Annotated in this window: 14 protein-coding genes and 1 riboswitch; of the genes, 10 read left to right on the top strand and 4 right to left on the bottom strand. The window is 74.1% G+C overall.

Annotated elements, in window-relative coordinates; translation table 11 throughout:
- Positions 1–140 precede the first annotated feature (140 nt).
- Positions 141–1,739: an ABC-F family ATP-binding cassette domain-containing protein gene (locus tag ASD33_RS18545; RefSeq protein WP_056561199.1), complete on the bottom strand. Its 1,599-nt coding sequence runs from the start codon at positions 1,737–1,739 to the stop codon at positions 141–143.
- A gap of 269 nt (positions 1,740–2,008) precedes the next feature.
- Between ASD33_RS18545 and ASD33_RS18540 the strand changes: the two genes are divergently transcribed.
- Both ASD33_RS18540 and ASD33_RS18535 read left to right on the top strand, forming a co-directional pair.
- The gene (locus ASD33_RS18540) at positions 2,009–2,899 is read left to right on the top strand and encodes a neutral zinc metallopeptidase (RefSeq protein WP_056561197.1); all 891 of its coding nucleotides are present in this window, start codon (positions 2,009–2,011) and stop codon (positions 2,897–2,899) included.
- Between the two features lie 68 nt (positions 2,900–2,967).
- On the top strand, positions 2,968–3,369 hold the full coding sequence (locus ASD33_RS18535; protein WP_199863537.1) for a VOC family protein: 402 nt from the start codon (positions 2,968–2,970) through the stop codon (positions 3,367–3,369).
- Between the two features lie 25 nt (positions 3,370–3,394).
- Here ASD33_RS18535 and ASD33_RS18530 read toward each other — a convergent pair whose 3' ends face one another.
- Both ASD33_RS18530 and ASD33_RS18525 read right to left on the bottom strand, forming a co-directional pair.
- Positions 3,395–4,750 carry a hypothetical protein gene (locus ASD33_RS18530; protein ID WP_063991972.1) on the bottom strand — a complete coding sequence of 452 codons (1,356 nt, stop codon included), beginning with the start codon at positions 4,748–4,750 and terminating at the stop codon, positions 3,395–3,397.
- Positions 4,751–4,986: 236 nt separating this feature from the next.
- Positions 4,987–6,114, bottom strand: coding sequence for an alpha/beta hydrolase (locus tag ASD33_RS18525; RefSeq protein WP_056561193.1), 1,128 nt, complete (start codon positions 6,112–6,114; stop codon positions 4,987–4,989).
- Positions 6,115–6,499: 385 nt separating this feature from the next.
- Between ASD33_RS18525 and ASD33_RS18520 the strand changes: the two genes are divergently transcribed.
- From ASD33_RS18520 to ASD33_RS18490, 7 genes are all read left to right on the top strand, one after another.
- Entirely contained in the window at positions 6,500–7,771 is a 1,272-nt protein-coding gene (locus ASD33_RS18520; RefSeq protein ID WP_056561191.1) for an inorganic phosphate transporter, read from the top strand.
- Between the two features lie 12 nt (positions 7,772–7,783).
- The gene (locus ASD33_RS18515; protein WP_056561189.1) at positions 7,784–8,005 is read left to right on the top strand and encodes a hypothetical protein; all 222 of its coding nucleotides are present in this window, start codon (positions 7,784–7,786) and stop codon (positions 8,003–8,005) included.
- 121 nt (positions 8,006–8,126) lie between these two features.
- Positions 8,127–8,259, top strand: a riboswitch (cobalamin riboswitch).
- A gap of 34 nt (positions 8,260–8,293) precedes the next feature.
- A complete protein-coding gene (locus ASD33_RS18510) occupies positions 8,294–9,268 on the top strand; it encodes a cobalamin biosynthesis protein (protein ID WP_056561188.1) in 975 nt (324 codons plus the stop codon).
- Positions 9,265–10,773, top strand: coding sequence for a cobyric acid synthase (locus ASD33_RS18505; protein WP_056561186.1), 1,509 nt, complete (start codon positions 9,265–9,267; stop codon positions 10,771–10,773). Before ASD33_RS18510 ends, ASD33_RS18505 begins: the two co-directional genes overlap by 4 nt.
- Positions 10,774–10,819: 46 nt before the next feature.
- The gene (locus ASD33_RS18500) at positions 10,820–12,916 is read left to right on the top strand and encodes a putative cobaltochelatase (protein WP_056561184.1); all 2,097 of its coding nucleotides are present in this window, start codon (positions 10,820–10,822) and stop codon (positions 12,914–12,916) included.
- Positions 12,916–13,524 (top strand): cob(I)yrinic acid a,c-diamide adenosyltransferase, encoded by a 609-nt coding sequence (gene cobO, locus ASD33_RS18495; protein WP_056561183.1) that lies wholly within the window; start codon positions 12,916–12,918, stop codon positions 13,522–13,524. Before ASD33_RS18500 ends, cobO begins: the two co-directional genes overlap by 1 nt.
- Positions 13,518–14,918: a cobyrinate a,c-diamide synthase gene (locus tag ASD33_RS18490; protein WP_056561181.1), complete on the top strand. Its 1,401-nt coding sequence runs from the start codon at positions 13,518–13,520 to the stop codon at positions 14,916–14,918. The genes cobO and ASD33_RS18490 overlap by 7 nt, the downstream gene beginning before the upstream one ends.
- Before the next feature lie 2 nt (positions 14,919–14,920).
- On the opposite strand, the gene ASD33_RS18485 is transcribed toward ASD33_RS18490, so the two are convergent.
- On the bottom strand, positions 14,921–15,649 hold the full coding sequence (locus ASD33_RS18485) for a ZIP family metal transporter (protein WP_056561179.1): 729 nt from the start codon (positions 15,647–15,649) through the stop codon (positions 14,921–14,923).
- 21 nt (positions 15,650–15,670) lie between these two features.
- Here ASD33_RS18485 and cobC point away from each other — a divergent pair, with 21 nt between their 5' ends.
- Entirely contained in the window at positions 15,671–17,239 is a 1,569-nt protein-coding gene (gene cobC, locus ASD33_RS18480) for an Rv2231c family pyridoxal phosphate-dependent protein CobC (RefSeq protein ID WP_079044837.1), read from the top strand.
- The last annotated feature ends 143 nt before the right edge of the window (positions 17,240–17,382 follow it).

Genomic DNA, 17,382 nt, shown 5'->3' with positions numbered 1-17,382 from the left:
GATTCGGCAGAGCACCGCGCCGGGGAGTACGAGACGCCCTCACTCAGATGAAGGATCACCCATGAGCCGAATGATCCAGCCCGGGATGATCACTCCCGGCCGCTCCGGCCCGTTTCCGGGCCGCTCACGGCCGTCGTGGGTCAGGCGAGGGTGACCAGGTCCGCGTAGTCCGGGCCCCACAGGTCCTCGACGCCGTCCGGGAGCAGGATGATCCGCTCCGGCTCCAGCGCGTCCACCGCGCCCTCGTCGTGGGTGACCAGGACGACGGCGCCCTTGTAGGTGCGCAGGGCCCCGAGGATCTCCTCGCGGCTGGCCGGGTCCAGGTTGTTGGTGGGCTCGTCCAGGAGCAGCACGTTGGCCGAGGAGACGACCAGGGTGGCCAGGGCCAGCCGGGTCTTCTCGCCGCCGGAGAGGACCCCGGCCGGCTTGTCGACGTCGTCGCCGGAGAACAGGAAGGAGCCGAGCGTCTTGCGGACCTGGACGAGGTCGAGGTCGGGTGCGGCCGAGCGCATGTTCTCCAGGACGCTGCGCTCGGGGTCGAGCGTCTCGTGCTCCTGGGCGTAGTAGCCGAGCTTGAGGCCGTGGCCCGGGGTGACCTCGCCCGTGTCGGGCTTCTCGGCCCCGGCGAGGAGCCGCAGCAGCGTGGTCTTGCCCGCGCCGTTGAGGCCGAGGATGACGACGCGGGAGCCCTTGTCGATGGCGAGGTCCACATCCGTGAAGATCTCGAGCGAACCGTAGGACTTGGAGAGTCCCTCGGCCGTCAGCGGGGTCTTGCCGCAGGGCGCGGGCTCGGGGAAGCGGAGCTTGGCGACCTTGTCGGAGGCGCGCACCGCCTCCAGGCCGGAGAGCAGCCGCTCGGCGCGCTTGGCCATGTTCTGCGCGGCCACGGTCTTGGTGGCCTTGGCACGCATCTTGTCGGCCTGCGAGTTGAGGGCGGCGGCCTTCTTCTCGGCGTTCTGGCGCTCGCGCTTGCGGCGCTTCTCGTCGGCCTCGCGCTGCTGCTGGTAGAGCTTCCAGCCCATGTTGTAGACGTCGATGGTGGAGCGGTTGGCGTCCAGGTAGAAGACCTTGTTGACCACGGTCTCGACGAGGTCGACGTCGTGGGAGATGACGATGAAGCCGCCGCGGTAGGTCTTCAGGTAGTCCCGCAGCCAGACGATGGAGTCGGCGTCGAGGTGGTTCGTGGGCTCGTCGAGGAGGAGCGTGTCGGCGTCCGAGAAGAGGATCCGGGCCAGCTCGACGCGGCGGCGCTGACCGCCGGAGAGGGTGTGCAGCGGCTGGCCCATGACGCGGTCGGGCAGGCCGAGGGCGGCGGCGATGGTGGAGGCCTCGGCCTCGGCCGCGTAGCCGCCCTTGGTGAGGAACTCCGTCTCCTGGCGCTCGTACTGCCGCATCGCCTTGTCGCGGGTGCCGCCGGAGCCGGTGGCGATGCGCTCCTCGTTCATCCGCATCTTCTTGATGAGGACGTCGAGGCCGCGGGCGGAGAGGATGCGGTCGCGGGCCAGGACGTCGAGGTCACCGGTGCGCGGGTCCTGCGGCAGATAGCCGACCTCGCCGGAGCGGGCGATGGTGCCGGCGGCCGGCTGTCCCTCGCCCGCGAGGCACTTGGTGAGGGTGGTCTTGCCCGCTCCGTTGCGGCCGACGAGGCCGATGCGGTCGCCCTTGGCGACGCGGAAGGAAGCGGATTCGATGAGGACACGGGCGCCGGCGCGCAGCTCGACGCCGGATGCGGTGATCACGGACAGACTCCAGGGCGGTGGGAAAGGGCGGAAGGACGACTGGTGGTGGGCTTCGACGCCGCTAATGCACCCAGAGGAGAATGGCCATACCGCCAGTCTAACGGGCACCTGCAACTGCTTTTCGGCCATGCGGGGTACAGAGGACGAATGCGTGTTCTTCTCACATTCCTGCCTATGAGCCGTAAAACGGGCGACAGATTAGAGATCGTCTGATACTCGGCACAGGGCGGCGGCCACCGCCGCGGCAGTGACGCGGAGGGTGGTGGACCGTGCAGTTCGACGACGACGCCGACCTGGACACCTCGGAGGTACGGGACGTCCGGGGCAGCCGCGTCCCGGGCGGCAGGGCGACCATCGGCGGCGGCGTCATCGGCCTCATCGCCCTGGTCCTGGGCGTGCTCTTCGGGGTGGGACCGGACCAGCTCGGACTCTCCTCGGGCGGCGACGAGCCCGTGGCCGGCGCCTCGTCGGTGGCCCAGGTCGACCAGAGCTGCCGGAAGGGCTCCGACGCGAACGCCCGCGACGACTGCCGGATCGTCGCCGTCGTCAACAGCCTCCAGGACTACTGGCGGACCGAGTACGCGCGCAGGGGCGGCACCTACGGGCCCGCGAAGACGGTGCTGTTCAGCCGGCAGGTCGGGACCGCGTGCGGCTCCGCGACCTCGGCGGTCGGGCCCTTCTACTGCCCCGGCGACCGGCAGGTCTATCTGGACCTGGGCTTCTTCGACGAGTTGCGGACCACGTTCGGGTCGAGCGGCGGGCCCTTCGCGCAGGCGTACGTGGTGGCCCACGAGTACGGCCACCACATCCAGAACCTGATGGGGACGCTGAGCCGCGCCCAGGACGGGCGGACCGGCGCGAACTCCAACGCCGTACGGGTCGAGCTCCAGGCCGACTGCTACGCGGGCGTCTGGGCGCGGCACGCGACCAGCAGCCCCGACGACCGGACCGGCCGGCCGCTCCTGACGACGCTCACCGACGCGGACATCCGGGACGGCCTGGACGCGGCGGCCGCGGTGGGCGACGACCGGATCCAGGAGAAGTTCCAGGGCCGGGTGACCCCGGAGAGCTGGACGCACGGCTCGGCGGCGCAGCGGCAGCAGTGGTTCCACGAGGGCTACCGGACCGGCGACATGGCCCGCTGCAACACCTTCCGCTGAGTTGTCGGCGGCGACTGCGAGACTGAGACCCAGGTCACATTCGACGGCATCGAAAGGGAGTGATCGGGATGGCCGAGGCGCCCCAGGTCTGTCCGACACTGACGTACGACGACGCCAAGGCGGCGATCAAGCAGCTCACGGAGGGCTTCGGCTTCACCGCGACCGCGGTGTACGAGAGCGAGGACGGCCGGGTCGCGCACGCCGAGCTGGCCTACGGGAACGGCATGGTGATGCTGGGCAGCAAGGGCACCGGCAGCGAGTTCGACAAGCTGATGGCCCGCGGCGGCCCGGTGGGCGTCTTCGTGCACGTGGACGACGTCGACGAGCACCACGCACGCGCGTCCGCCCACGGCATCGAGATCGTGATGCCGCCCAGGGACCAGGACTACGGCTCCCGGGACTACATGGCCCGGGACGCCGAGGGGAACATCTGGAGCTTCGGGACGTACACCCCCGGCGCCGCGGAGTAGCCGGACGCCGGGGACGCGGTCCTCGTCAGGCTCCCCCGGTGTGGACCTGGAAGGCGGCCCTGCGGACCGCCTTCGCGAGGGCCGGGTCGGGGTGGGCGGCGGCGAGGGCGACCAGGACCTGGACGGTACGCGGGTGGCCGACGGCCCGGACCTCGTCGAGCAGCGCGGGGACGGTGCCCTGCACGGCGGAGTCGAGGTGCCGGACGAGCAGCTCGCTCTCGCCGTGGTCGGCGACGGCCGCCGCCGTGTCCACCCAGAGCCAGGTGGCCTCCTCGCGGGTGAGCACCTCCTGGGCGTCGTCGGGGTCGGCGCCCTCGTACTCGGCGAGCCAGAGCAGGGCGTACGGCCGGAGCGAGGGTTCGGCGACGGTGGCGCGGACCTCGGCCTCGGCGGGAGCGCCGACGACCCGGAGCGCCTCGAAGGCGAGGCCGCGCAGCAGGGCGTCCTCGCCCCGGGCGACCGCGAGGAGTTCGGCCACGGCGCCCGCGAGGGTGCGGGCCGCGAGCCAGGCGCGGTACTCGGCGCGGGCCGGGCCCGGGGTGAGCCGGGCGCAGCCGCGGAGCATGTCCTCGGCGGACTGCTCGATGTTGCCCGCGGGGCTCTGCGCGGCGACGCAGATCTGCTCCAGCTTGACCCAGACCGCCCAGTTCCCGAGCGGGGTCAGGGTCGCGTGACGCCCTTCCGCACCGGGGTCGAGGGTGAGCGCGCCGACGGCCGCGAGGCCTTCGAGGGCCCAGTCGAGGAGGGCCGGGAGGCCCTCGGCGCCGTCGCTCGCGGCCGGGGTGGCCGCGGTCTCGGCGGCGGGCCCGGTGGCCGGGACCTCGCAGCGCTCCTCGCGCAGTTCCTCGACGCGCTGGCCGAGCAGGTCGAGGAGGGCGGGGACGAGGACCGGTCCCTGGGAGAGCTGGAGCAGCGAGAGGACCTGCGGGACGGCCTCGACGACCTCGGCGACGGCGCTCGGCGCGACGCCCCCGGAGGCCGGGTGCACCAGGGACCAGGCGTCGAAGAGCGCGACCCAGCCGCGCAGGACCGCGGAGTCGTCCCGGTCCCAGGCGTGCAGCCGCCAGCCGGGGCGGACGGCGCCGTCGTGGAGTTCGACGAGTCCGGCGAGCCGCGCGCGGTCCCAGCCGGCCCGGATCTGGCCGGGTGTCAGGTCCAGTGCGGCGGCTGCCCGTTCCTCGGCGGGGACCGCCGCGGGGACGGTGGCCGGGAGCGCGCCGGGGCCGGTGCGGGGGGCCGTGTCGACGCCGCGCTCGACGGCGGCCCAGCGGGCGATCCGTACGGCGTCGGCGAGGACCTGCCGGGCCTGGCGGGCGAGCTCCGCGCGGGGCGGAGTGCCCTCGGGCGGCCGCGGCGCCGGCCGGGTGCGCCGGGTCGTCACGGCCCGTCGGGCGGTGGCCAGCGCCCGCGGGCGGACGAGTCGGAGTCTGGAGTTGCGCGCCAATGGTTCATCGGGCTTTCGAGACGTCACGGGGGCAGTCTTCCCGCTGACGGCCCGAAAGCCCAATCGGAATCGGCCACCCCGTCAGAACGGGCGCGCGGACGGGCCCAGGAACGGGTGCGGCGGCCCCGGGCGGAACGCGTGCGACGGCCCGGGGCGGAAGGGGGCGGCCGGCCTCAGAGGAGGGGGGTGAGGAAGCGGCGGAGGGCTTCCTCGTAGCGGACCGGGTCGGCGTTCCACATGGCGGCGTGCGGGGCGTGCCGCACGGTGTGGAGGGTGACCAGGTCGGGACGGCGCGCGGCGAGTTCGACGGAGGGTTCCCAGGGGGCGAGGGTGTCGTCGGGGCCGTGCAGGAGGAGGACCGGGACGCGCAGGGCCTCGGGCGCGGAGGCGGCCTTGAGCAGGTCGCCGTGGACTCCGGTCCTGCCCTGGGCGGAGCGGACCGCGAGCGGGAGCAGCGGGCCGGGGAGGTGGTGGGCCGAGACGAGGTTGCGGAGGGTGGCTTCCTGGTCGAGGACCGGGGAGTCGAGGACGAGTCCGCTGATCCGGTCGCGCATCCCCGACTCGGCGGCGGCGCGCAGCGCCATCGAGGCCCCGGTCCCCCAGCCGTGCAGGACGACCTTGCCGGCGCCGCGGCGGACGGCGTACCGGATGGCGGCGTCGACGTCGCGCCACTCGGAGTCGCCGAGGTGGGCGAGGCCGTCGGGGGAGGCGGGCGCCCCTTCGTCGCCCCGGTAGGCGGGGACGAGGACGGGGATCTTCCGCCGGTTGTAGAAGGAGACGAGGTTGAGCGGGTGCTCGCGGGTGGTGCCGAGGCCGTGCAGGGCGATGACCCAGGTGGTGCGGGGGGCGGCGACCAGCCAGGCGGGCAGGGGGCCGAGTTCGCCGGGGATCTCGACGTCCTCCTGGGCCAGCCCGAGGGCGGTGATCGGCGTGCCCCGGTGCAGCTGGGGGGTGAAGCGGACGCGGCCGCCGGGGCCGAGCACCCCGAGTTCGACCCGTTCCAGCCGCCGTACGACGGTGTCCGCGGTGTGCGGGACCCGGTCGAGGACGGGGCCGACGACGGCGTGCAGTCCGTGGCCCTCGATCCCGTAGGTGCCGGGGCGCAGCGAGGCGAGGCTGCGGGTGAGGGTGATCCGTTCGGGGTCCGTGGCGTGCACGGTCAGTTTGGGGTCCCCGGGCAGGGGCCGTCCGGACGGCGCCCTGAGGGCGACGTCGCTGGCGTACCGGCCGGCCGCGATCACGGCCGCGCCGACACCGAGCAGAGTGGTGACGGCCGCTGCCGTCGCTGTAGCCGGGCGCACGCTCCCAGTCTCGGCACGGCGGGGAAGGGCTGCCACCGGACGGACCCGGCCGGGGGGTGCGGTGGCGGGGGCCGGGGTGTCCCGGGGAGTCCCTCTCGGGAGTGACATGGGTCTCCTCGGCGGGGTCCCTCGTGCGGGTGGTGGCGTCCAGGGAGCGGAACCGGGCGTCGGGGGTCGAACCGGGTCAGGTCGTACGTGCCCGGTGTCCGCCCGGATTACCCGGGGTCGCTGGTGACCGCATCGTGGACGGCCGGTCCGGCGGAGCCGTAAGCGGAATGCCTTGACACCGGATGGGGACACCGCAGCGCCCGACCCAGTTCACCTTCCGTTCACCCAGGTTGCCTACGTTCGACTGGCCACTGACGTCGAACGATTGCCTGGGTAAATGGAACACATCACGCTGCTGCTCGCGATTGTGGTCGTGACAGCTCTCGTGTTCGATTTCACGAACGGTTTCCACGACACCGCCAACGCGATGGCCACGACCATCTCGACCGGTGCACTCAAGCCCAAGACGGCGGTGGCCATGTCCGCCGTGCTCAACCTCGTCGGCGCGTTCCTGTCCGTGGAGGTCGCCAAGACGATCTCCGGCGGGATCATCAACGAAGAGGGCATCCGCACAGAAGTGATCTTCGCGGCGCTCGTGGGCGCCATCCTCTGGAATCTGCTGACCTGGCTCCTCGGTCTGCCGTCCAGCTCCTCCCACGCCCTCTTCGGCGGCCTCATCGGTGCCGCGGTCATGTCGGCCGGCTGGTCGGCCGTGAACGGCCCGACCATCGTCACCAAGGTCCTCATCCCGGCCGTCGCCGCCCCGATCGTCGCCGGTCTCGCCGCGATGCTCGCCACGAGGCTGACGTACCGGATCGGCGCGAAGACCGACGAGAAGCACACCGCCAAGGGCTACCGGGTCGGCCAGATCGCCTCCGCCGGTCTCGTCTCCCTCGCCCACGGCACCAACGACGCCCAGAAGACGATGGGCATCATCACCCTGGCCCTGGTCACCGGCGGCGTCCTCAGCCCCGGCTCCAACCCGCCGCTGTGGGTCATCGTCGCCGCCGGTATCGCCATCGCCCTCGGCACCTACCTCGGCGGCTGGCGCATCATCCGCACCATGGGCAAGGGCCTCACCGACCTCCGGCCGCAGCAGGGCTTCGCCGCCCAGACCAGCGCCGCGACGGTCATCCTGGCCTCCTCGCACCTCGGCTTCTCCCTCTCCACCACCCAGTCCTGCTCGGGTGCCGTGATGGGTGCCGGTCTCGGCCGCAAGGGCGGGGTCGTCCGCTGGTCGACCGCGACCCGGATGTTCGTCGCCTGGGGTCTGACCCTGCCCGCCGCCGCCCTGGTCGGCGCCGCCGCCGAGTTCCTCACCAAGCAGGGCCCCTGGGGCATCGCCGCCGTCGCGGTCCTGCTGATCGCCGGCTCGGCCGTCATCTGGTCGCTGTCGCGCCGCAAGCCGGTCGACCACCACAACGTCACCTCCGACGACCTCGACGCCGAGGCCGAGCCCGCGGGTGTGGTGACCACCGCCATCGCGGCCGTCACCCCGCCGCCGGCCGGTTCCGTCGCCGCCGTCGCGGACGAGGACCTCAAGACCACCATCCCCGCGCCGGCCCCCACCGACCCGACCGCTCCCCCGGCCCCCGCCGCAGCGGTGTAAGGAACGAACGACATGAAGATCGACTGGGCAGCTCTCGGCTCCGTCTTCGGAGTCAGCCTCGTGGCGACCGTCGCACTGGTGGGCCTCTTCACCCTCGGCATCATCGGCCTCTCCAAGCAGGAGCAGGCCGCCGCCCAGGGGGGCTCCGCCGCCCTGGCCCGCACCGGCGCCTACGCCTGCTTCGCCCTGTGCCTCGCGGCCGTGGCGTACGGCATCTACCTGATCGTCGCCTGACGGTCCCCGGTACCCCGGCCGGGCGGTCCGCACCTTCGGGTGCGGACCGCCCGGCCGTCGTGTTTGTGGTGCTTCGCACAGTGACGCGCTGCAGGTCAAGGGTGAGTTGACGGCTGTTCTCGGCCCGTGGTGGACTGCCGAGGCCATTACGGCGGCAGTAGAGGAAGTCCGGTGCGATTCCGGCGCGGTCCCGCCACTGTGACCGGATCCGAAGGGTCCGGGAGTCAGGAACTCTCGCCGCCGGTCACGTCGATCCAGGGCGCGGACCCTGAGTGAGGACACAGCGCCATGCCCGGCCGCAGCCCCAGAGTCCCCGGATCCACCGCTGTCTTCGCGTACGGCGCCGCCGCGGGCCTCGCCGTCGACCTGCTCGTCGGCGACCCCCGCCGCGGGCACCCCGTCGCCGCCTTCGGCCGGGCCGCCGCCGGCGTCGAGCGGGCCCTGTGGCACGACCACCGCGGCTGGGGCGCCCTGCACACCGCCGTCTGCGCCGGCTCCACCGCCGCCCTCGGCGCGCTCGCCGCGCGGGCCGTGCGGAACCGGCCGGCCGCCGGAGCCGCCCTCACCTCAGCCGCCGTCTGGGCCGTCGTCGGCGGTACGACCCTGGGGCGGGAGGCCCGTGCGATCGGCGGGGCGCTCGCCGCCGGGGACCTGGAGGTGGCCCGGGAACGGCTGCCCCATCTGTGCGGGCGCGACCCGCACTCCCTGGACGGACCCGCGATGGCCCGCGCGGTCGTCGAGTCGGTCGCCGAGAACACCTCCGACGCCGTGGTCGGCGCCCTCTTCTGGGGCGCGGTCGCGGGCGTCCCGGGCCTCGTCGCCTTCCGGGCCGTCAACACCCTCGACGCCATGGTCGGCCACAAGTCGCCCCGCCACCGCCGGTACGGCTGGGCCTCCGCCCGGCTCGACGACGTGGCCGGCTGGCCCGGTGCCCGGCTGACGGCCGCGGCCGCGACGCTCGCCGGCGGGAACCCGCGCGGGGCCGTACGGGCCTGGCGGGCGGACGCGGCGAAGCACCCGAGCCCCAACGCGGGCCCCGTCGAGGCCTCGTTCGCGGGCGCGCTCGGCGTACGGCTCGGCGGGACCCTCTCGTACGCCGGACGGACCGAGCACCGGCCCGTCCTCAACGGTGGGGGGCGGCCCGTCGAGGTCGCCGACATCGACCGGGCGGTCCGGCTGTCCCGCCGGGTCACCGGACTGACCCTGGCCGCCTGTGTGGGCGGCCGGATGATCGCGAGCGCGCTGAAGCGGAGGAACGCATGAGGGGTGGGGGGCTGCTCGTCGCCGGGACCACGTCCGACGCCGGCAAGAGCGTCGTGACGGCCGGCATCTGCCGCTGGCTGGTCCGGCGGGGGATCAAGGTCGCGCCGTTCAAGGGACAGAACATGTCCCTGAACTCCTTCGTCACCCGCGAGGGCGCCGAGATCGGCCGGGCACAGGCCATGCAGGCGCAGGCCGCCCGCGTCGAGCCGACCGCGCTGATGAACCCGGTGCTGCTCAAGCCCGGCAGCGACCGCTCCAGCCAGGTCGTGCTCATGGGCAGGCCGGTCGGGGAGATGAGCGCCCGCGGCTACCACGGGGGACGGCAGAAGACGCTGTTCGAGCCGGTGATGGCGTGCCTGGAGGAGCTGCGGAGCACCTACGACGCCGTGATCTGTGAGGGGGCGGGCAGTCCCGCGGAGATCAATCTGCGGCGCACCGACATCGTGAACATGGGCATCGCGCGGGCCGCGAAGCTGCCCGTGGTCGTCGTCGGCGACATCGACCGGGGCGGGGTCTTCGCCCAGTTCTTCGGGACGACGGCGCTGCTCTCCCCCGAGGACCAGTCGCTCGTGGCGGGGTACCTGGTCAACAAGTTCCGGGGTGACGTGACCCTCCTCGAACCCGGGCTCGACATGCTGCACGGGCTCACCGGGCGCCGTACCTTCGGCGTCCTGCCGTACGCGCACGGGCTCGGCATCGACGAGGAGGACGGGCTGCGGGTCTCGCTGCGCGGCACCGTCCGCGAGTCGGCCGTCGCGCCGCCGCTCGGCGAGGACGTGCTGCGGGTCGCCGTCTGCGCCGTACCCCTGATGTCGAACTTCACGGACGTGGACGCGCTGGCCGCCGAGCCGGGCGTGGTCGTCCGGTTCGTCGACCGGCCCGAGGAACTCGTCGACGCGGACCTGGTCGTCGTGCCGGGGACCCGGGGGACGGTCAGGGCGCTGGCGTGGCTGCGCGAGCGGGGGCTCGCGGACGCCCTCGTCCGGCGCGCGGCCGAGGGCCGGCCCGTGCTCGGCGTCTGCGGCGGCTTCCAGGCCCTCGGCGAGCGCATCGAGGACGAGGTCGAGTCCAGGGCGGGTGTGGTCGACGGGCTCGGGCTGCTGCCCGTACGGGTGCGGTTCGGGGTCGAGAAGACCCTCGCCCGGCCGGTCGGCGAGGCGCTCGGCGAGCGGGTCGAGGGGTACGAGATCCACCACGGCGTGGCGGAGGTGCTGGGCGGTGAGCCGTTCCTGGACGGCTGCCGGGTCGGCTCCGTGTGGGGCACCCACTGGCACGGCTCGCTGGAGAGCGACGGGTTCCGGCGGGCGTTCCTGCGGGAGGTCGCGGCGGCGGCGGGGCGGCGGTTCGTCCCGGCGCCCGACACGTCGTTCGGGGCGCTGCGGGAGGAGCAGCTCGACCGGCTCGGCGACCTGATCGAGGAACACGCGGACACGGACGCGCTGCTGCGGCTGATCGAGGAGGGCGCCCCGGCGGGGCTGCCGTTCGTCCCGCCGGGTGCGCCGTGAGGACCCCAGGACCCGCAGGCACACCAAGCGAAGGAGCGATCACCCGATGAGCACCCGGTATCCGTTCACCGCCGTCGTCGGCATGGACGATCTGCGGCTGGCGCTGCTGCTGAACGCCGTCAGTCCCGCGGTGGGCGGTGTTCTCGTACGCGGCGAGAAGGGCACCGCCAAGTCCACGGCCGTCCGCGCGCTCGCCGAACTCCTGCCCGCCGTCCCGGTGGTCGCGGGCTGCCGGTTCAGCTGTGACCCGGCCTCGCCCGACCCGGCGTGCCCGGACGGGCCGCACGCCGACGCGCCCGGGGCCGAGCGGCCCGCGCGGATGGTCGAGCTGCCCGTCGGTGCCTCCGAGGACCGGCTCGTCGGTGCGCTCGACATCGAGAAGGCGCTCGCCGAGGGCGTGAAGGCCTTCGAGCCGGGGCTCCTCGCCGCCGCGCACCGGGGGATCCTGTACGTCGACGAGGTCAATCTGCTGAGCGACCACCTGATCGACCACCTCCTCGACGCCGCCGCGATGGGCGCCTCCCACGTCGAGCGCGAGGGCGTCTCCGTGCGGCATGCCGCGCGCTTCCTGCTCGTCGGGACCATGAACCCCGAGGAGGGCGAGCTGCGGCCGCAGCTGCTCGACCGGTTCGGTCTCACCGTCGAGGTGGCCGCCTCACGGGACCCGCAGCAGCGGGTCGAGGTCGTCCGCCGTCGGCTCGCCTTCGAGGACGACGCGGCCGGGTTCGCCGCGCGCTGGGCCGGCGAGGAGACCGCACTGCGCGAACGGATCGTCGCCGCCCGGGAGTTGCTGTCCCGGGTGACGCTCGGGGACGCGGCACTGCTCCAGATCGCCGCGACCTGCGCCGCCTTCGAGGTGGACGGCATGCGCGCCGACATCGTCATGGCCCGGACGGCGACCGCGCTCGCCGCCTGGGCGGGGCGCACCGAGGTGACCTCCGAGGACGTCCGGCAGGCCGCTCTCCTCGCACTCCCCCACCGGCGCCGCCGCAACCCCTTCGACGCGCCCGGCATCGACGAGGACAAGCTCGACGAGACCCTGGAGCAGTTCAAGGGCGAGGACCAGGAGCCGGACGAGGACCCCGAGCCCGACGGTCCCGGCGACGGCGGTCCCGACGGGGGCGGCCCCGGAGACGGCGGTCCGGACGGCGGGGGTGTGCCGCCGCAGGGCGACGGGCCCGCCGCCGAGAACTCCCCCGAGGACTCCCCCGCGCCCGAGGACCTGTCCGTGCCCGAGGACGCCCCCGCGCCCGAGCCCGCTCCCCAGCACGCCGGGGCCGGGGCCGGTGAGCGCGCCGCCGTCAAGGCCGCCGAGCCCTTCCGTACCCGGATGCTCAGCGTGCCCGGTCTCGGCGAGGGCGCGGCCGGGCGCCGCTCCCGGGCCCGTACCGAGCACGGCCGGACCACCGGCTCCGTACGCCCCCGGGGCACGCTGACCAAGCTGCATCTGGCGGCGACCGTGCAGGCCGCCGCCCCGCACCAGCGGGCGCGCGGGCGTTCCGGGCCGGGCCTGGTCCTGCGCCGGGACGACCTGCGGCAGGCGACGCGGGAGGGGCGGGAGGGGAACCTCGTGCTCTTCGCCGTGGACGCCTCCGGTTCGATGGCCGCGCGGCAGCGGATGAGCGCCGTCAAGGGCGCCGTCCTCTCCCTGCTGCTCGACGCCTACCAGCGGCGCGACAAGGTCGGTCTGGTCACCTTCCGGGGCCGGGACGCCGAGGTGGCGCTGCCGCCGACCTCGTCCGTGGACGCCGCCGCCGCCCGCCTCGAACAGCTCCCGACCGGTGGCCGTACGCCGCTGTCCGCCGGACTCCTCAAGGCCCACGACGTGCTGCGGGTCGAGCGGCTGCGGGACCCCTCGCGCCGCCCGCTGCTGGTCGTCGTGACCGACGGACGCGCGACCGGCGGACGGGCGGCCGGGGACCCGGTGGCGCTCGCCGCCCGCGCGGCCCGGCTGCACGCCGCCGAGGGCACCGCCTCCGTCGTCGTGGACTGCGAGACCGGCCCGGTGCGGCTCGGCCTCGCCCGGGATCTCGCCCGTGAACTCGGCGGCACCGCCGTCACCTTGGACGAGCTGCGCGCCGACTCGATCGCGGGGCTCGTGAAGGACGTACAGGCAGCACACGTGACCAGGAGGGCCGCTTAATGCCGCAGGGACAGCCGACCGTCGTACCCGATGACGGTCTCACCACCCGTCAGCGCCGCAACCGGGCGCTGGTGATGGTGCACACGGGCGTCGGCAAGGGGAAGTCGACCGCCGCGTTCGGCATGGCGCTGCGCGCCTGGAACCAGGGCTGGCCGATCGGGGTGTTCCAGTTCGTCAAGTCCGCCAAGTGGAAGGTCGGCGAGGAGAACGCCCTCAAGGCGCTCGGCGAGACCGGCAAGGGCGGCACGGTCACCTGGAACAAGATGGGCGAGGGCTGGTCCTGGATCCAGCGCGAGGTCGCCGAGGGCGAGCAGTCCCACGAGGACAAGGCCCGGGAGGGCTGGGAGCAGGTCAAGCGGGACCTCGCCGAGGAGAAGTACCGGTTCTACGTCCTCGACGAGTTCGCCTATCTGCTGCACTGGGGCTGGATCGACGTGAAGGAGGTCGTCGAGGTGCTGCGCGACCGTCCCGGGCAGCAGCACGTCGTCATCACCGGCCGCAACGCCCCGCAGGAGCTCGTCGACTTCGCGGATCTCGTCACCGACATGTCCAAGGTCAAGCACCCGATGGACGCCGGTCAGAAGGGCCAGCGGGGCATCGAGTGGTAGCACGTCTCGTCATCGCCGCGCCCTCCTCGGGCGCGGGCAAGACCACGGTCGCGACCGGTCTGATGGCCGCGTTCGCCGGCCGTGGTCTGGCCGTCTCCCCGCACAAGGTCGGCCCCGACTACATCGACCCCGGCTACCACGCGCTCGCGACCGGCCGTCCGGGCCGCAACCTCGACGCGTACATGTGCGGGACGGGGCTGGTCGCGCCGCTCTTCGCGCACGGGGCGCGCGGCTGCGACCTGGCCGTGGTCGAGGGGGTGATGGGCCTGTACGACGGGGCCGCCGACCAGGGTGAACTGGCCTCCACCGCACAGGTGTCGAAGCTCCTCAAGGCGCCGGTGGTGCTCGTCGTCGACGCGTCCTCGCAGTCGCGGTCGGTGGCGGCGCTGGTGCACGGGTTCGCGTCCTGGGACCCGGAGGTGCGGATCGGGGGCGTGATCCTGAACAAGGTCGCGACCGACCGGCACGAGCATCTGCTGCGGGAGGCACTCGGGGAGTCGGGGGTGCCGGTGCTCGGGGTGCTGCGGCGGGCGCCGGCGGTGGCCACGCCTTCCCGGCATCTGGGGTTGGTGCCGGTCGCGGAGCGGCAGGCCGCGGCGGTCGAGGCGGTGGCCGCGCAGGCGGAGCAGGTGCGCCGGGGGTGCGATCTCGAGGCGCTGCTCGCGCTTGCGCGCAGTGCGCCCGAGTTGCACGCGGAGGCCTGGGATCCGGAGGTTGCCGGGCGGCTGCACGCCGGTGGTCCCGGTGCGCCCACCGGGTCCGTCCTCGCGGAACGCATGCCCCCACCGCGCGTCGCCGTCGCCGGCGGGGCCGCGTTCACGTTCTCGTACGCCGAGCACACCGAGTTGTTGACCGCTGCCGGGGCCGAGGTCGTGACCTTTGATCCGCTCCGGGACGAGAGCCTCCCCGAGGGGACGGACGGGCTCGTCATAGGCGGTGGGTTTCCCGAGGTGTACGGAGCCGAGCTGTCCGCCAACGAGCCGTTGCGGAAGGCCGTGGCCGGGCTCGCCGCCTCCGGGGCGCCGATCGCCGCCGAGTGCGCCGGGCTGCTCTATCTGGCGCGGTCGCTGGACGGCACGCCCATGTGCGGAGTGCTCGACGCGGACGCGCGGATGTCCTCGCGCCTCACCCTCGGGTACCGGGACGCGGTCGCGGTGAACGACAGCGTGCTCGCGCCCGCCGGGGCGCGGATGCGGGGCCACGAGTTCCACCGGACCGTGATCGAGCCGGGGGCCGGGGCGCTCGCCGCCTGGGGGCTGCGGCAGCCGGAGCGACGGGTGGAGGGCTTCGTCCAGGGCGGGGTGCACGCCAGTTACGTGCACACCCACTGGGCGGGCTCCCCCGAGGTCGCGGCGCGGTTCGTGGAGCGGTGCGCGGGCGGTCCGGTCGCGTGAGCTCAGCCGCCGGAGAGGCCCACCACGAGCCAGATGAACCCCACACCGGCCACCGTGCACAGCAGGGTGGAGCGGGCGGGGTGGTCGTGGTGGGCCTCCGGCAGGATCTCGGCGGCGGCCAGGTAGAGCAGGGCGCCCCCGAAGAACCCGAGATAGCTGCCGAGCAGTTCCTCCGGAAGGGTGAACAGCAGGGTGGACGCGGCGCCGACCAGGGGGGCGAGGGCGTCCGCGACGAGCATCCCGAGGGCCTTGCGGCGCGCGTTCCCGTAGAGGCTCGTGATCGTGTACGTGTTGAAGCCGTCGGCGAAGTCGTGGGTGATGACGGCGAGGGCGACGGTGGCGCCCATGCCGCCGCCGACCTGGAAGGCGGCGCCGAGCGCGATGCCGTCCATGAGGCTGTGGCCGACCATCGCGGCGGCGGCCGTCAGCCCGACCTGGGGGACCCGCTCGCCGGCGCCGACGCCGTGCCCCGCCCGGCGTACGGCGAGGAGGCGTTCCACGACGTGGGCGAGGAGGAAGCCGCCGACGAAGAGCAGCAGTGCCTCGGGGACGCCGAAGACCTTGTTCCCCGCCGCCTCCATGGCCTCGGGCAGCAGGTCGAGCCCGACGACGCCGAGCATGAGTCCGCCGGCCAGGCCGAGGACGAGGTGGCGGCGGTCGGTGACGCGCTGCGCGACCCAGCCGCCGAAGAGCGTCATGAGGAACGCGCCGAGCGCGACGACTACAGCCATGGGCCTTTGGTATCGGATGGGGTGCCGTACGCGCACCTCGGCGTGGGCGCACGGCCGGGGGTCCCGGTGGACGAGGTGCTGGAGCTGGTCGGGGCGGTGCTGCGGGAGGCGGGGCTGACGCGGGCGCACGTCCGCTCGCTCGGCACGCTCGACGCCCGGGCGGCCGAGCCGGGGGTCGCGGGGGCGGCGGCGGCGCTCGGTGTGCCGGTGCGGGGGTACACGGCCGGGGAGCTGGCGGCCGTCCGCGTACCGCATCCTTCGGCGCTGCCGCTGGCCGCGACGGGCACCCCGTCGGTGGCGGAGGCGGCGGCGCTGCTCGCGGCGGGCGAGGGAGGTCCGGGGGCCGGCGGTGTCCTGCTCGTACCGAAACGGAAATCTCCGCGCGCAACGTGCGCTCTCGCCGGTTTCGTCCCGGTCCTACCGAACGAAGCTGCCCCGGACGTACGGTTGTTGCCCCTGGCTCACGGGTACATCGCTGGCGAGCCCGGCTCACCCCCCTCCATCCCCACCCCCCACACGACGGCGGCCATGGACACCTACACGGACAGCGACACACACGACCTGCGGCACCACGGTGACGCCGAGGTCCGGGACGAGAAGCTCATCGATCTGGCGGTGAACGTCCGGACGAACACCCCGCCGGACTGGCTGCGCGAGCGCATCGCCGCCTCCCTCACGGGGCTCGCGGCCTACCCCGACGGCCGGGCCGCGCGGGCGGCCGTCGCCGAGCGCCACGACCTGCCGCCGAACCGGGTGCTGCTCACGGCGGGCGCGGCGGAGGCCTTCGTCCTGCTCGCGCGGGCGCTGCCGGTGCGCAGACCCGTCGTGGTGCATCCGCAGTTCACCGAGCCGGAGGCGGCGCTGCGCGACGCCGGGCACGAGGTGGGCCGGGTGCTGCTGCGCGAGGAGGACGGGTTCCGGCTGGATCCGTCGGCGGTCCCCGAGGACGCGGACCTGGTGGTGATCGGGAACCCCACGAACCCGACCTCCGTGCTGCATCCCGCCGCCTCGATCGCCGCGCTGGCCCGTCCCGGCCGGATCCTGGTGGTCGACGAGGCCTTCATGGACGCGGTGCCGGGCGAGCGCGAGTCGCTGGCCGGGCGGACCGACGTGCCGGGGCTCGTGGTGCTGCGCAGCCTCACCAAGACGTGGGGGCTCGCCGGGCTGCGGATCGGGTACGTGCTGGCCGAGCCGGAGACGGTCGCGGCCCTGGAGCGGACGCAGCCGCTGTGGCCGGTGTCGACGCCCGCCCTGGTGGCGGCGGAGGCCTGCATGTCGCGCGGGGCGCTGGCGGAGGCGGAGCACGCGGCGCACCGGATCGGTGTGGAGCGGGCCCATCTGCTGGCCGGTCTGGCGGAGTTCGACGAGGTGCGGACGGTGGCGGGGGCGGAAGGCCCCTTCGTGCTGCTCCGGACCGACGGGGCGGACACGGTGCGTGAGCGGCTGCGGTCGCTGGGCTTCGCGGTCCGCCGGGGCGACACCTTCCCGGGGCTCGACCGGAACTGGCTGCGGCTGGCGGTCCGGGACCGGGTGACGACGAACCGGTTCCTCCAGGCGCTCGACCAGGCACTCCTGATCGGCGGCCGATGACCTGCTGACGGGCCGCCGGTCCGCGGTGGCCCGTGGCCGGTCGGCCGCTTCGGGAACGCGTGCGGGTCCGGGGAGGGCGGCGTCGTCACCGCCGCCCTCCCCGGACCCGTGTTTCCCCTCCGGCGCCCCCCGGCGCGTCCCCC

The organism is Streptomyces sp. Root1304, assembly GCF_001426405.1.
Taxonomy (GTDB): domain Bacteria; phylum Actinomycetota; class Actinomycetes; order Streptomycetales; family Streptomycetaceae; genus Streptomyces.
The sequence above is the reverse complement of the archived record's forward strand: the minus strand, read 5'-3'. Positions and strand labels throughout refer to the sequence as shown.